12 protein-coding genes and 2 pseudogenes are annotated in these 12,949 nt (G+C 72.3%); 9 read left to right on the forward strand and 5 right to left on the reverse strand.

What is annotated here, in order from left to right; all coding sequences use genetic code 11:
- A pseudogene (locus tag E1166_RS24825) lies at positions 1-296 on the forward strand (ATP-dependent DNA helicase PcrA); the annotation flags it as partial.
- Between the two features lie 100 nt (positions 297-396).
- On the opposite strand, the gene E1166_RS24830 reads toward E1166_RS24825, so the two are convergent.
- A complete protein-coding gene (locus tag E1166_RS24830; RefSeq protein WP_132342363.1) occupies positions 397-1,182 on the reverse strand; it encodes a peptidoglycan DD-metalloendopeptidase family protein in 786 nt (261 codons plus the stop codon).
- Positions 1,183-1,446: 264 nt separating this feature from the next.
- Positions 1,447-2,163 (reverse strand): M23 family metallopeptidase, encoded by a 717-nt coding sequence (locus tag E1166_RS24835; protein ID WP_132342364.1) that lies wholly within the window; start codon positions 2,161-2,163, stop codon positions 1,447-1,449.
- 386 nt (positions 2,164-2,549) lie between these two features.
- Between E1166_RS24835 and E1166_RS24840 the strand changes: the two genes are divergently transcribed.
- The 3 genes from E1166_RS24840 (at position 2,550) to sucD (ending at position 5,517) form a co-directional block, all read left to right on the forward strand.
- Entirely contained in the window at positions 2,550-2,954 is a 405-nt protein-coding gene (locus tag E1166_RS24840; RefSeq protein WP_132269226.1) for a cobalamin B12-binding domain-containing protein, read from the forward strand.
- A 494-nt stretch (positions 2,955-3,448) separates the two neighbouring features.
- A complete protein-coding gene (gene sucC / locus E1166_RS24845; protein WP_132342365.1) occupies positions 3,449-4,627 on the forward strand; it encodes an ADP-forming succinate--CoA ligase subunit beta in 1,179 nt (392 codons plus the stop codon).
- Between the two features lie 2 nt (positions 4,628-4,629).
- On the forward strand, positions 4,630-5,517 hold the full coding sequence (gene sucD, locus E1166_RS24850; RefSeq protein ID WP_132269222.1) for a succinate--CoA ligase subunit alpha: 888 nt from the start codon (positions 4,630-4,632) through the stop codon (positions 5,515-5,517).
- 139 nt (positions 5,518-5,656) lie between these two features.
- Here the strand turns inward: sucD and E1166_RS24855 are convergent, their stop codons facing one another.
- Positions 5,657-5,923 carry a DUF4190 domain-containing protein gene (locus E1166_RS24855; RefSeq protein ID WP_132342366.1) on the reverse strand — a complete coding sequence of 89 codons (267 nt, stop codon included), beginning with the start codon at positions 5,921-5,923 and terminating at the stop codon, positions 5,657-5,659.
- Positions 5,924-6,079: 156 nt separating this feature from the next.
- Here E1166_RS24855 and E1166_RS24860 point away from each other — a divergent pair, with 156 nt between their 5' ends.
- Entirely contained in the window at positions 6,080-7,363 is a 1,284-nt protein-coding gene (locus E1166_RS24860; RefSeq protein WP_132342367.1) for a DUF6350 family protein, read from the forward strand.
- A 136-nt stretch (positions 7,364-7,499) separates the two neighbouring features.
- Here E1166_RS24860 and E1166_RS24865 read toward each other — a convergent pair whose 3' ends face one another.
- A complete protein-coding gene (locus E1166_RS24865) occupies positions 7,500-8,018 on the reverse strand; it encodes a DUF4190 domain-containing protein (protein WP_132342368.1) in 519 nt (172 codons plus the stop codon).
- 28 nt (positions 8,019-8,046) lie between these two features.
- A complete protein-coding gene (locus tag E1166_RS24870; RefSeq protein ID WP_132269213.1) occupies positions 8,047-8,346 on the reverse strand; it encodes a CD225/dispanin family protein in 300 nt (99 codons plus the stop codon).
- Between the two features lie 175 nt (positions 8,347-8,521).
- Here E1166_RS24870 and purN point away from each other — a divergent pair.
- The 4 genes and pseudogenes from purN to E1166_RS24885 all read left to right on the forward strand — a co-directional run.
- Positions 8,522-9,136: pseudogene (purN, locus tag E1166_RS31620) on the forward strand (phosphoribosylglycinamide formyltransferase); the annotation flags it as partial.
- Positions 9,137-9,139: 3 nt separating this feature from the next.
- Positions 9,140-10,711 (forward strand): bifunctional phosphoribosylaminoimidazolecarboxamide formyltransferase/IMP cyclohydrolase, encoded by a 1,572-nt coding sequence (gene purH / locus E1166_RS24875; protein WP_207914493.1) that lies wholly within the window; start codon positions 9,140-9,142, stop codon positions 10,709-10,711.
- Positions 10,712-10,868: 157 nt separating this feature from the next.
- Positions 10,869-11,729 (forward strand): bifunctional methylenetetrahydrofolate dehydrogenase/methenyltetrahydrofolate cyclohydrolase, encoded by an 861-nt coding sequence (locus tag E1166_RS24880; protein WP_132342370.1) that lies wholly within the window; start codon positions 10,869-10,871, stop codon positions 11,727-11,729.
- 127 nt (positions 11,730-11,856) lie between these two features.
- The gene (locus E1166_RS24885) at positions 11,857-12,807 is read left to right on the forward strand and encodes a malate dehydrogenase (protein WP_132342371.1); all 951 of its coding nucleotides are present in this window, start codon (positions 11,857-11,859) and stop codon (positions 12,805-12,807) included.
- Positions 12,808-12,949 lie beyond the last annotated feature (142 nt).

The raw sequence follows: 12,949 nt of genomic DNA on the forward strand, positions 1-12,949 counted from the left end.
GGGTCGGGGGCCGCGCGGAGCGCACGCCCGGCGGCCGTGGCGGCTTCGTCGGGGGTACCCCGAAGGCGACCCAGCTCGCCCAGCGCCTCGGGGTGGACGCCAGCCGGCTGGCCACCGCCAGCGAGCTGCGGCAGGCGCCGAAGGTCGCGGTCGGTGACCGGGTCAACCACCAGCGGTACGGGCTGGGGCGGGTGCTGGCGGTGGAGGGGCACGGCCCGGGTGCCCGGGCGCAGATCGACTTCGGGGACCAGGCCCTGTGGCTGGTGCTGCGGCACGCCCCGATCGACAAGCTCTGACAGCCTGCCAGCAAGTCCGATCATCGTTGACGGCCCAGCAGTCGCGGCCCCGGCGTGTCGAGTCGCCCGGCCGCCACCGTATCGGCCGGCGGGGTGCCGGTCAGCAGGCGACGTCGATGCCCCGGGCGCGCAGGAACGGCGCCGGGTCGATCTGGTTCCACATCTGGCCCTGGTGCACCTCGAAGTGCAGGTGCGGGCCGGTGGAGTCGCCGGTGGAGCCCTCCAGGCCGATGACCTGGCCGGCGGCCACCCGGTCGCCGACGCTCACCTTCGCGGCGCTCAGGTGGGCGTAGTGGGTCAGGTAGCCGTTGCCGTGGTTGACCACCACGGAGATGCCGTAGCCGTCGCCGACGTCGCCGGCCTTCTCGATGGTGCCGCCGAACGCGGCCCGGACCGGGGTGCCGGCGGGCATCGCGAAGTCGATGCCCGCGTGCAGGGTGCCGCCGCGGGGGCCGTAGCACGAGGTGACCTGGGCGCCCTTCATCGGGATGACCCACGACGGCGCGGGCTTCGGCGTCGGTTTGCGGGACTTCTTCGGGGTGGGTAGGGGGGTGGTGGCCTTCTTCGTGGCCGTCGGTGACGGGCTGGCGCTCGGGCCCGCCGCCGTCGGGATCGGGGCGGCCGGCGGGCTCAGCGACACGGTCGCCTCCCGGGCAGAGCGGTCGGCCTGGTCGACGGCCTCCGCTCGGGCCCGGGCGTCGAGCGACACGGTGGTGGCGGTGGGGGTGTCGGCGGAGTCGAACGCGACCGTCGCGGCACCGGCGACGCCGAGGCCGACCAGGGCGACCGCGCCGACGATGAGGCCGCGACCGCCGCGGCGGCTGCGCCGGTGCCGGGCCGGTGCGGCCGGGATCGTTCTCTTTCCGGTTCTGCTGTCTTCCTGCACGTCGGACCTTCACACACTCGGCGGGCGGGGACCGGCCCATCCTGGGTGTCACCCGGACCGCCGGTGGGTACCGGGTACGGACGGCGGTCGGTGTCGGCTGCGACGACCCGCCCGTTTTGCGGGTTTGTCACCATGGGTGACGGCATTTCCGGGCAGGGTGTGCGGTGGCGTCGGTCACACCTCTCGTTGTGACGTAGGTGACCTGCGCACACGCAAAACCGCCCGGATCGTTCGATCCGGGCGGTCAACGGGCGACACGCAGCGTCAGGAGGCCGCTGCTTCGCTGTAATATGCCTCGACTTGCAGCTTGATGTCCACTCCGCGCTCCTGGAGCCAGGGCACCGGGTCCAGTGGCTCGCCCTTGACATGGATCTCCAGGTGCAGGTGGGAGCCGTACGAGTGGCCCGTGTTGCCCACCAGGCCGAGCTGGTCACCGGCCTTGACCTGCTGCCCTTCCCGGACGCTGACCTCCGAGGAGTGGCCGTAGATGGCCTCGCTGCCGTCGGGGTGCTGGACGATCACGGCGTAGCCGTAGCCGCCGAACCAGCCGGCCTTCGTGACGGTGCCGGAGTGGATCGCGACGTACGGGGTGCCCTCCGGCGCGACCAGGTCGATGCCGGTGTGCAGCTTGCCCCAGCGCATCCCGTACGGGGAGTTGAAGTCGTAGCCCTGCAGGGGCAGCAGCCACGGGTCCGCCTCGGTGGAGGCTCCGTTGCCGCCCCGGACGGTGTCCCGGCTGGCGCGGTCGGCGGCCTCGGCGCGGGCCGCCGCGTCCTGGCTGGTGACCGAAGCCTGCTTCAGCTCGTCGAGCACCGACGGGTTCACGCTCTTGCTGTCGGGGAGGGCGTTCGCGCCGAGGGCGACGATGCCGGCTCCCACGAAGGCGGTGGTGACGACCGCCGCGTAGCGGCTCCGTGGGGGGGTGGGTACACGGCGGCGGCCACGATATCTATCGGGCTCAGACGACAGGCGCTGGCGCACGCACACCCTCCGTTGTCGGGGATCCGATGCCGAGTCGGGCCGTTCGGTGAAGTGCGGTCGAACGTCCGTTGGCGGCGTCGTCACCCGTCGGTGGACCTGATGACAACCGTGGACACGTTAGCCCTCCGCCGCCCCCGTCACAAGCGGAAGCGCCGAACCGCTGCGGCTTTCTGTCCCTTTCTGTCCGACATTGTCACGCCTCGGCTCGCCGTACGGCTGCCCCCCTGACTGCCCGTAAGTTGCGTACAGTGACCATTCGGCGGAGGTGTCCGGCTTCCGTGCGGAGGGCTCGGGCGATAGGGCGGCGGGCCGGTTTTTCCGTCCCCCCGCCGTCGGGTTACCGTTCGTTCAGGTGGTAGCCGCGAGCCCGTGGAAGGTGTGCGCTGATGAGCTCTCGTATCCGGGTCGTCGTCGCCAAGCCGGGCCTCGACGGCCACGACCGCGGCGCCAAGGTCGTCGCCCGCGCCCTTCGCGACGCCGGCATGGAGGTCATCTACACCGGCCTGCACCAGACGCCCGAGCAGATCGTGGAGACCGCCATCCAGGAGGACGCCGACGCGGTCGGGCTCTCCGTTCTCTCCGGCGCGCACATGACGCTCTTTCGTCGGGTGCTGGAGCTGCTCGCAGCGCGAGACGCCCGGGACATCGTCGTCTTCGGCGGCGGGATCATCCCGGATGCCGACATTCCCGAGTTGGAACAGCTCGGCGTCGCGAAGATCTTCACCCCGGGGGCGACCACCCAGTCGATCGTCGACTGGGTCCGGGCCAACGTCGCCCAGGCCGTCGCCTGACGCCTCGCCACCTCGCCAGCGCTGGCCATCCGACGCTGGCCACTCGACGCAACGCGCCGGGTGTGCGACCCGCGCCGGGTGTGCGACCCGGAAACGGATGCGGGCAGGGGGAAGGGCCGGACGCACCCCTCACACGCCCGGCCCTTCTATGCACGATGCCCCGCCGCCACCCCTCGACCGACAGGGCATCGGCCGCTCCCGCCGTCGCGCCATCAGCGCTCCGACATCAGACTCAACGACGCCCCCAGCAGGGGGTTACGCCCCTTTTCCGGGATCTTCGGCAGCCGGTGCGGCCGAACGCCGAGCACCGGCGCGTCGCGCGCGGCACGCTGTGCATTACCGCACACCACGCACCCGCTCGGTTGCCGCCGGTCCTCTTCTCGCTAGGCTGCGGCCGACGACCTGTTTGAACTGATGACGGGCGTCAACGGAGTTTCCACAACGCTGGTGGCGGCGCGACGGCGCGCCGCGGAGACGGGACGGGACGCGCAATCGTGGACCTGTACGAGTACCAGGGGCGGGACCTGTTCGAGCGGCACGGCTTGCCCGTGCTCGCCGGCGGCGTCGCCACTACCCCGGAGGAGGCCCGCGCGATCGCCGAACGCCTCGGCGGTCGGGTGGTCGTCAAGGCACAGGTGAAGGTCGGCGGCCGAGGCAAGGCCGGCGGCGTCAAGCTGGCCGAGGGCGCGGAGGAGACGGTGGCCCGGGCCACCGACATCCTCGGCATGGACATCAAGGGTCACACCGTCCACAAGGTCATGATCACCGTGACCGCGGACGTGGCCGAGGAGTACTACTTCTCCTACCTGCTCGACCGGGCGAACCGCACCTTCCTCTGCATCGCCAGCGTCGCCGGCGGCATGGACATCGAGCAGGTCGCCGCGGACACCCCGGACAAGGTGGTCAAGGCCCCGATCGACGCCGTCAAGGGCGTGGACGAGGCCAAGGCTCGCGAGATCGTCGCCGCCGCCGGTTTCCCGGCCGAGGTCGCCGACCAGGTCGTCGAGGTCGCCGTGGGGCTGTGGCAGGCATTCGTGGCCGAGGACGCCACGCTGGTCGAGGTGAACCCGCTGGCCAAGACGGGCGAGGGCAAGCTGCTGCTGCTCGACGCCAAGATCACCCTCGACGAGAACGCCGGCTTCCGGCACCCGGACCACGAGGCCCTGGTCGACCAGGCCACGGTGGACCCGCTGGAGCAGGCCGCCAAGGAGAAGGACCTCAACTACGTCAAGCTCGACGGTGAGGTCGGCATCATCGGCAACGGCGCGGGCCTGGTCATGTCGACGCTCGACGTGGTCGCGTACGCCGGCGAGCGGCACGGCGGTGTCAAGCCGGCCAACTTCCTCGACATCGGCGGCGGCGCGAGCGCCGAGGTGATGGCCAACGGCCTGGAGATCGTGCTCTCCGACCCGTCGGTGAGGAGCGTCTTCGTCAACGTCTTCGGCGGCATCACCGCCTGCGACGCCGTGGCCAACGGCATCGTGCAGGCGTTGGCCCTGCTGGAGCAGCGCGGCGAGAAGGCCACGAAGCCGCTCGTCGTCCGGCTCGACGGCAACAACGCCGAGGCCGGTCGGGCGATCCTCGACGGCGCGAACAACCCGCTGATCCAGCGGGTCGACACCATGGACGGCGCGGCCGAGCGGGCCGCCGAGCTGGCGGCTGCGGGGGTCTGACAATGGCGATCTGGCTGACCAAGGACTCGAAGGTCATCGTCCAGGGGATGACCGGCTCCGAGGGCATGAAGCACACCCGGCGGATGCTCGCCGCCGGCACCACCGTCGTCGGCGGCGTCAACCCGCGCAAGGCCGGCACCACCGTCGACTTCGACGGCACCGAGCTGCCGGTCTTCGCCTCCGTCGCGGACGCGATGAAGGAGACCGGGGCTGACGTCACCGTCATCTTCGTGCCGCCGCAGTTCACCAAGGGCGCGGTGGTCGAGGCCATCGACGCGGAGATCCCGCTGGCCGTGGTGATCACCGAGGGCGTGCCGGTGCACGACACCGCCTCGTTCTGGGCCTACAACGTGGCCAAGGGGGCCAAGACCCGGATCATCGGCCCGAACTGCCCCGGTATCGCCTCGCCGGGCGCCTCCAACGCCGGCATCATCCCGGCCGACATCACCGGCACCGGCCGGATCGGCCTGGTCAGCAAGAGCGGCACGCTGACCTACCAGATGATGTACGAGCTGCGTGACATCGGTTTTTCCACCTGCGTGGGCATCGGCGGTGACCCGATCATCGGGACCACCCACATCGACGCCCTCGCCGCGTTCGAGGCCGACCCGGAGACCGACGCGATCGTGATGATCGGCGAAATCGGCGGCGACGCCGAGGAGCGGGCCGCCGACTTCATCAAGGCCAACGTCACCAAGCCGGTGGTCGGCTACATCGCCGGCTTCACCGCGCCCCCCGGCAAGACCATGGGCCACGCCGGTGCCATCATCTCCGGCTCGGCGGGCACCGCCGAGGCGAAGAAGGAGGCGCTGGAGGCCGTCGGCGTCAAGGTCGGGAAGACCCCGACCGAGACCGCCAAGCTGATGCGGGAGATCATGTCCGGCCGCTGAGCGGACGGACACGGACCAGCCGGCCGCTGAGCGGACGGACACGGACCAGCCGGCCGCTGAGCGGACGGACACGGACCAGCCGGCCGCCGAGCGGACGGGACGGGATGTCGAGGGGGTCGGCCGGTGACGGTCGGCCCCCTCAGCGGTTGTCCCAGAGCGGATACGTACCGGTGGCTCGCCAGATCGCGGTGCCGATGATGTTGATCACGCCGAAGGCGATGGCCAGGTAGCCGAGCAGGGGCGACTGCCCGTACCGTTTGGCGTCCCGGATCGACAGGTAGCCGAAGACGATGCCCAGGATGCCGCAGCAGATCAAGCCCAGGACGATGCCGAGGATGCCCCACAGCGTGGTGCGGTCCCTGCCGGCCGCCGGTGGCGGCGGGGGCGGCGGGTACGGAGTGGTCACGGCTTCCTCCCAGCGCTCGGTGCCGCGACGTCGGTCGCGTCCTGCGCCGAGGCTAAACCGGATCGGGGCCCGGAACCGGTGGATCAGGGAACTCGCCGGCTACCGGGCGGCCCCACCGGGCAGCCGGCATCCCTCCGGCGTGCCAGAGTAGACCCGATGTCCTCGGTCACCCCTGATCAGCCCCGCCGTCCTGCCGGCGTGCACGCCGACGCCCGTCCGCCCGACCGGCCGACGGCGGGTTCCCGGGTGCCGTCTCCCCGCCACCCCGAGTCGTCCCGGAGCCGAGCGCCGCTGCCGGTCGCGGCCGGCGTCGCCGCCGTCTGGGCCGCCGTCACGTCGTACCTTCCGGTCGCCCTGGTGCTGGGATTGGCCCAGCTCAGCGAGGACGCCGCCACGCTGCCGGGCGCACTGCGCGCCGGGCTGGCCGGCTGGCTGCTCGGTCACGGCGTTCCGTTGCAGACCACCGCCGGCCCGCTCGGTCTGGTCCCGCTGGCGCTGACCGTGCTGGTGTTCTGGCGGCTGACCCGCGCGGGGGTGCACACCACCCGGGCCATGGGCGCGCGCGGCCGACGCTCCCCACGGCAGGCACTCACCGCCGCGGTCGCCGTCGGCATCGGGTACGCGCTGCTCGGCGTCCTCGCCGCGCTGCTGGTCGGCTCCGGAAGCGGCCTGGGGGTGTCGCCGGTCCGCGCCGGGGTCAGCTTCGCGCTCGTCGGCGTGCTGGGCGCGTTGGCCGGGGCGGTGCGCACCACCGGTGTCGCCGGCCTGCTCGCCGAGCACGCGCCCGGCCCGGTGCGCGACGGGGTGCGTACCGGGCTGGTGGCCGGGCTGCTGCTGTTCGGCGCGGGGGCCGGGGCGGCCGGACTGGCGGTGGCGACCGGCGGGGGCGACGCGGCCGACATGATCGGGGCGTACCGCACGGGGGTGGCCGGGCAGGCCGGCATCACCCTGGTCAGTCTCGCCTACGCGCCGAACGCCACGGTCTGGTCGACCGCCTACCTGCTCGGGCCCGGGTTCGCCGTCGGCACCGGCACGGCGGTGCGCACCAGCGAGGTGACGGTGGGAGCCCTGCCCGCCGTACCGCTGCTCGCCGGGCTGCCGAGCGGCCCGGTCGAGGGTCTCGGGGCCGCTCTGCTCGCGGTGCCGGTGCTGGCCGGCATGGCCGCCGGCTGGCTGCTCACCCGCCGGCTGTCCCGCCCGACCGGCGAGGAGCGGGCGGAGCCGGGCTGGCCCGCGCTGCTCGGCCCGGCGGCGTTCGCCGGCCCGGTCGCGGGCCTGCTCGCCGCCCTGGCCGCCGGGCTCTCCGGTGGCCCGCTCGGCAACGGCCGGTTGGCCGAGATCGGCCCGGTGGTCTGGCAGGTGGGGCTGGTGGCGACCGCCGTGGTGACCGTCGGTGCGCTGCTCGGGGCTGCCGCCGGCAAGCTGCTCGGTCGCCGCTGACCCGGCCGAGGCGGGGCGGAAGGCAGCCTGCGCAGGGGCCCGGATCGTGCCCGGAAAACCCGACGGGCGCCCCGGCGCATTGCCGGGTCGCCCGTCGCGGTCGTCGTTCGGAACCGGTTCGGCGTTGCCGTCCGCCTCAGAACCGGTTCGGCAGGCCGTCGAGACCGACGACGAGGTTCACGATGAGCCCGAGCACACCCAGGCCGACGGCGACCGCGCCGCAGATCAGGCCCGCCTTGGCCTGACCGCCGTTGCTGGCCAGCCCCTGGGCCGCCTTCTGCCTGCCCATCCAGCCGGTGACCACCGCGGCGATGCCGAGCGGGATGCCCAGGGAGAAGCAGCAGAGCATCGGAATCGAGACGATGCCCAGGATCATCGACACCAGGCCGAGGGTGTTCTGCTGCCCGGCCGGCTGCGGGTACCCGGCGCCCGGGTGCGTCGGCGGGCCGTAGGGCTGGGCCTGCCGATCCGCCGGCTGCCCGTACGGCTGGCCCGGGGCGGGCTGACCGTACGGCGCCTGCGGCGGCTGGGCGTACGGGTCCGCCGGCTGGCCCGGGGCGGGCTGGCCGTACGGGTCGTGCGGGGGCTGTTGACCGTACGGGTCGTGCGGGGGCTGCTGGCCGTACGGGTCCTGGCCGGGGGGTCCGGGCTGCATGTCGACGGTGCTCCTCGATCGCTGGTCGTCAGTACTGGCTGCCGCTGGAGCCGTTCATCATGCCGGCCAGGCCACCGGCGAGGCAGCAGACCAGAACGATCGCCAGCCAGACGGCACCGATGATGATGGCCCACTTCGACCACTTCTTCGACTCGGCGGCCGCCGCCTGCGCGCCGGCGTAGTCGCCCTGCTGCAGCAGCGGGTTGACCTTCGAGGCGTTGATGATGGCGGGGATCGCCAGCGGCCAGAAGAGGAAGATGGCGACAATGGACATTGTCATGTTGTTGTTGATCGGCTGCTGCGCAGGGTTCGGCTGACCGGGCTGCATGAAAACTCCTCTTTTGTGGCACTGTCGTGCCTGTTCATCCGTGAAGGGTGCGGCGTCGGGCGTACACCCGTCACCGAGCGACCGGCAGCGTATCGCGTACGTGCCACATTCGTGGTCACCCGGATCGCCACCGCCCGAACGCCGGGCGTCCCGACCTGCCCGATACGCTGGCCTGGTGACCGAGCCCGCGCCCGCCGCCCGCCTCGTCGTCCTCATCTCCGGTTCCGGCAGCAACCTGCAGGCGCTGCTGGACGCCGCCGCCGACCCGGCGTACGGGGCGAAGGTGGTCGCCGTCGGCGCCGACCGGGACGGGATCGCCGGCCTGGACCGGGCCACCGCCGCCGGGGTGCCGACCTTCGTGGAACGGGTGCGGGACCATCGCACCCGGGAGGACTGGGACCGGGCGTTGACCGCGCGGGTCGCCGAACACCGGCCCGACCTGGTGGTCTCGGCCGGCTTCCTCAAACTGGCCGGTCCCCACTTCCTGGCCACGTTCGGGGGCCGCTACCTGAACACGCACAACACGCTGCTGCCGGCGTTCCCCGGCATCCACGGTCCCCGGGACGCCCTCGCGTACGGCGTCAAGATCACCGGGGCCACCCTCTTCTTCGTCGACGCCGGGACGGACACCGGCCCGATCGTCGCCCAGGTCGCCGTGCCGGTGCGGGACGACGACGACGAGGAGACGCTCACCGAGCGCATCAAGGAGGCCGAGCGCCGCCAGCTCGTCGAGCAGGTCGGTCGCCTGGTCCGTGAAGGTTGGACGATCACCGGAAGGAAGGTCACGGTCGGAGTGAGTGCCACTCAGGACGAGCGCCGCCCCATCAGGCGGGCACTGGTCAGCGTCTACGACAAGAGCGGGCTGGTCGAGCTGGCGCGGGCACTGCACGACGCCGGGGTGGAGATCGTCTCGACCGGCAGCACCGCCGCCACCATCTCCGGTGCGGGCGTGCCGGTGACCCCGGTGGAGCAGGTGACCGGCTTCCCGGAGATTCTCGACGGCCGGGTCAAGACGCTGCACCCGAAGATCCACGGTGGCCTCCTCGCCGACCTGCGCAAGGACGCCCATGCCCGCCAGCTCGACGAGCACGGCATCGCCGGCATCGACCTGCTGGTCTCCAACCTCTACCCGTTCCAGGCCACCGTCGCCTCCGGCGCCGGCCAGGACGAGTGTGTCGAGCAGATCGACATCGGCGGTCCGGCGATGGTCCGCGCCGCCGCCAAGAACCACGCCTCGGTGGCGGTGGTGACCGACCCGGCGGCGTACCCGGCACTGCTGGCCGCGCTCGCCGAGGGCGGCTTCACGCTGGCCCAGCGGCGGGCGCTCGCCGCCCGCGCCTTCGCCGACATCGCCGAGTACGACGTGGCGGTCGCCGAGTGGTTCGCGCGGCAGTTCACCCCGGAGGGTGAGCGGTGGCCGCGCTTCGCCGGGCTGGCCCTACGCCGGCAGGCGGTGCTGCGCTACGGCGAGAACCCGCACCAGGACGCCGCCGTGTACGCCGACCCGGCGGGTCCGTCCGGGCTGGCCCAGGCCGAGCAGTTGCACGGCAAGGAGATGTCCTACAACAACTACGTCGACGCGGACGCCGCCTGGCGGGCCGCCCACGACTTTTCCGACGAGCCGGCTGTGGCGATCATCAAGCACGCGAACCCGTGCGGCATCGCGGTCGGCGCCGACGTCGCCGAGGCGCACCGCAAGGCTCACGCCTGCGACCCGGTGTCGGCCTTCGGTGGTGTGATCGCGGTGAACCGCCCGGTGAGCGTGGCGATGGCCCGGCAGGTCGCGGAGATCTTCACCGAGGTCGTGGTGGCCCCCGGCTACGACGCGGGTGCCGTCGAGATCCTGCAGGCCAGGAAGAACGTCCGCCTGCTGCGCGCCCCGCAGTTCGCGCCGCAGGCGACGGAGTGGCGCCAGGTCTCCGGCGGTGTGCTGGTGCAGGGGCGGGACCGGGTCGACGCCGAAGGCGACGACCCCGCCAGCTGGCGGCTGGCCACCGGCGAGGCGGCCGACCCGGCCACCCTGGCCGACCTGGTCTTCGCCTGGCGGGCGGTCCGAGCGGTGAAGAGCAACGCGATCCTGCTGGCCAAGGACGGTGCCTCGGTCGGGGTCGGCATGGGCCAGGTCAACCGGGTCGACTCGGCACGGCTGGCGGTAGACCGGGCGGGTGCGGACCGGGCTCGGGGCGCGGTGGCCGCCTCGGACGCGTTCTTCCCGTTCGCCGACGGCCCGCGCATCCTCATCGAGGCGGGCGTCAGGGCCATCGTGCAGCCCGGCGGTTCCGTCCGTGACGAGGAGACCATCGCCGCCTGCAAGGAGGCCGGGGTGACCATGTACCTCACCGGCACCCGCCACTTCTTCCACTGAGCGCGACGGTTGAGGCCCGCCCCGACGTCGGGGCGGGCCTCAACCGTCGCGGTTTGCGGCGTACCGGGGCATTTCTGCGACCGTAAACCACAACCTGGCGCAGGCGGCCCGACGGACCCCCCGCCGGACGAGCACACCCCCATGAGACGATCAGGTGGTGACGGCGACCATCCTGGACGGCAAGGCAACCGCGGCGGAGATCAAGGACGAGCTGCGGACACGGGTCAAGGCGCTCGCGGAGCGCGGCATCACCCCCGGCCTGGGCACGGTCCTGGTCGGGGCGGACCCGGGCTCCCAGGCGTACGTCGACGGCAAGCACCGGGACTGCGCCGAGGTGGGGGTCGCCTCCATCCGCCGCGAGCTGCCCGCCGACGCCACCCAGCAGCAGGTCGACGGGGTTCTCGCCGAGCTGAACGCCGATCCGGCCTGCCACGGCTACATCGTCCAGCTGCCGCTGCCGGCTCACCTGGACACCCAGCGGGCGCTGGAGATGATCGACCCGGACAAGGACGCCGACGGCCTGCACCCGGTCAACCTGGGCCGCCTCGTGCTCGGCTACGACGGTCCGTTGCCCTGCACCCCACGGGGCATCGTCGAGCTGCTGCGCCGGCACGACGTGCCGTTGCGCGGCGCCAAGGTGGCGGTGGTCGGCCGGGGCAACACGGTGGGTCGGCCGCTCGGCCTGCTGCTCACCCGGCGCAGCGAGAACGCGACGGTGACCCTCTGCCACACCGGCACCCTGGACCTCGCCTCGCACACCCGGGCCGCGGACGTGGTGATCGTCGCGGCGGGGGTGCCGGGGCTGCTCACCGCCGAGATGGTCACGCCCGGCGCGACCGTGGTCGACGTCGGCATCACCCGGGTCATCGGGGCGGATGGCAAGGGGCGCTACACCGGCGACGTCGACCCGGAGGTGGCCGAGGTGGCCGGAAAGCTCGTGCCGATGCCCGGCGGGGTGGGGCCGATGACGCGGGCCATGCTGCTGACCAACGTGGTCGAGCGGGCCGAACGGGACTGACGCTGCCGCAAGCGGTCGACGGTGACGTTCGCCCCATCCGGCCGATGCCCGCCGCCCCTGGCCCGACCGGTGCCAGGATGGCTGATACGGTCCGGAAAACCGACTGGTATCAGGGAGTGGGACGACCATGGGTAAGAAGGTCACTGTCGTCGGGGCCGGCTTCTACGGCTCCACCACCGCACAGCGCCTGGCCGAGTACGACGTCTTCGACACCGTCGTGATCACCGACATCGTGGAGGGCAAGCCGGCGGGTCTCGCGCTGGACCTCAACCAGTCGCGTGCGATCGAGGGCTTCGAGACCAAGGTCGTCGGGGTCACCACCGGCCCGAACGGTGAGGGCTACGAGGCCATCGAGGGCTCGGACGTCGTCGTCATCACCGCCGGACTGCCCCGCAAGCCGGGCATGAGCCGGATGGACCTGCTGGAGACGAACGCCAAGATCGTCCGTCAGGTGTCCGAGAACGTTGCCAAGTACGCGCCGAACGCCGTCGTCATCGTCGTGTCGAACCCGCTGGACGAGATGACCGCGCTGGCCCAGCTCGCCACCCAGTTCCCGCGTAACCGGGTGCTCGGCCAGGCCGGCATGCTCGACACCGCCCGGTTCACCAACTTCGTCGCCGAGGCGCTCCAGGTACCGGTGAAGTCGGTGAAGACGCTGACTCTCGGCTCGCACGGGGACACCATGGTCCCGGTCCCGTCGAAGAGCTCCGTCGGCGGCCGGCCGTTGCGCGAGGTGATGCCGGCCGAGCAGATCGAGGAGCTGGTCGTGAAGACCCGCAACGGTGGCGCCGAGGTGGTCGCGCTGCTGAAGACCGGCTCCGCCTACTACGCCCCGTCCGCCGCCGCCGCGCGGATGGCCAGGGCCGTCGCGGAGGACTCCGGCGAGGTCATGCCGGTCTGCGCCTGGGTCGACGGCGAGTTCGGCATCTCCGGGGTCTACCTGGGCGTCGAGGCGGAGATCGGCGCCGAGGGCGTCAAGAAGGTCGTCGAGACGGAACTGGACGCCGACGAGCTGGCCAGCCTCAAGGAGGCCGCCGAGGCGGTGCGCGCCAAGCAGTCCGACGTCGCCAACATGTGATCCACCCGTACCACCGCAAGGGGCACGCCGGCCCACCGGCGTGCCCCTTGCGCGTCCCACCCGCCGGTCCACTCCGTTGATCATGAAGTTGGCGACCCGGTGAAGATCGGCTCCGGCGTCAACTTCATGATCAATCCGGGGT

The sequence above is a fragment of the Micromonospora sp. KC213 genome (genome assembly GCF_004348325.1).
Taxonomy (GTDB): Bacteria; Actinomycetota; Actinomycetes; order Mycobacteriales; family Micromonosporaceae; genus Micromonospora.

What these genes read in the sequence shown, in the direction of transcription:
- E1166_RS24840 (WP_132269226.1), top strand. Translation starts at nt 2,550, where the DNA reads ATGAGCTCTCGTATCCGGGTCGTCGTCGCCAAGCCGGGCCTCGACGGC.
- sucD (WP_132269222.1), top strand. Translation starts at nt 4,630, where the DNA reads ATGGCGATCTGGCTGACCAAGGACTCGAAGGTCATCGTCCAGGGGATG.
- E1166_RS24860 (WP_132342367.1), top strand. Translation starts at nt 6,080, where the DNA reads ATGTCCTCGGTCACCCCTGATCAGCCCCGCCGTCCTGCCGGCGTGCAC.
- E1166_RS24865 (WP_132342368.1), bottom strand. Translation starts at nt 8,018, where the DNA reads ATGCAGCCCGGACCCCCCGGCCAGGACCCGTACGGCCAGCAGCCCCCG.
- E1166_RS24870 (WP_132269213.1), bottom strand. Translation starts at nt 8,346, where the DNA reads ATGCAGCCCGGTCAGCCGAACCCTGCGCAGCAGCCGATCAACAACAAC.
- E1166_RS24885 (WP_132342371.1), top strand. Translation starts at nt 11,857, where the DNA reads ATGGGTAAGAAGGTCACTGTCGTCGGGGCCGGCTTCTACGGCTCCACC.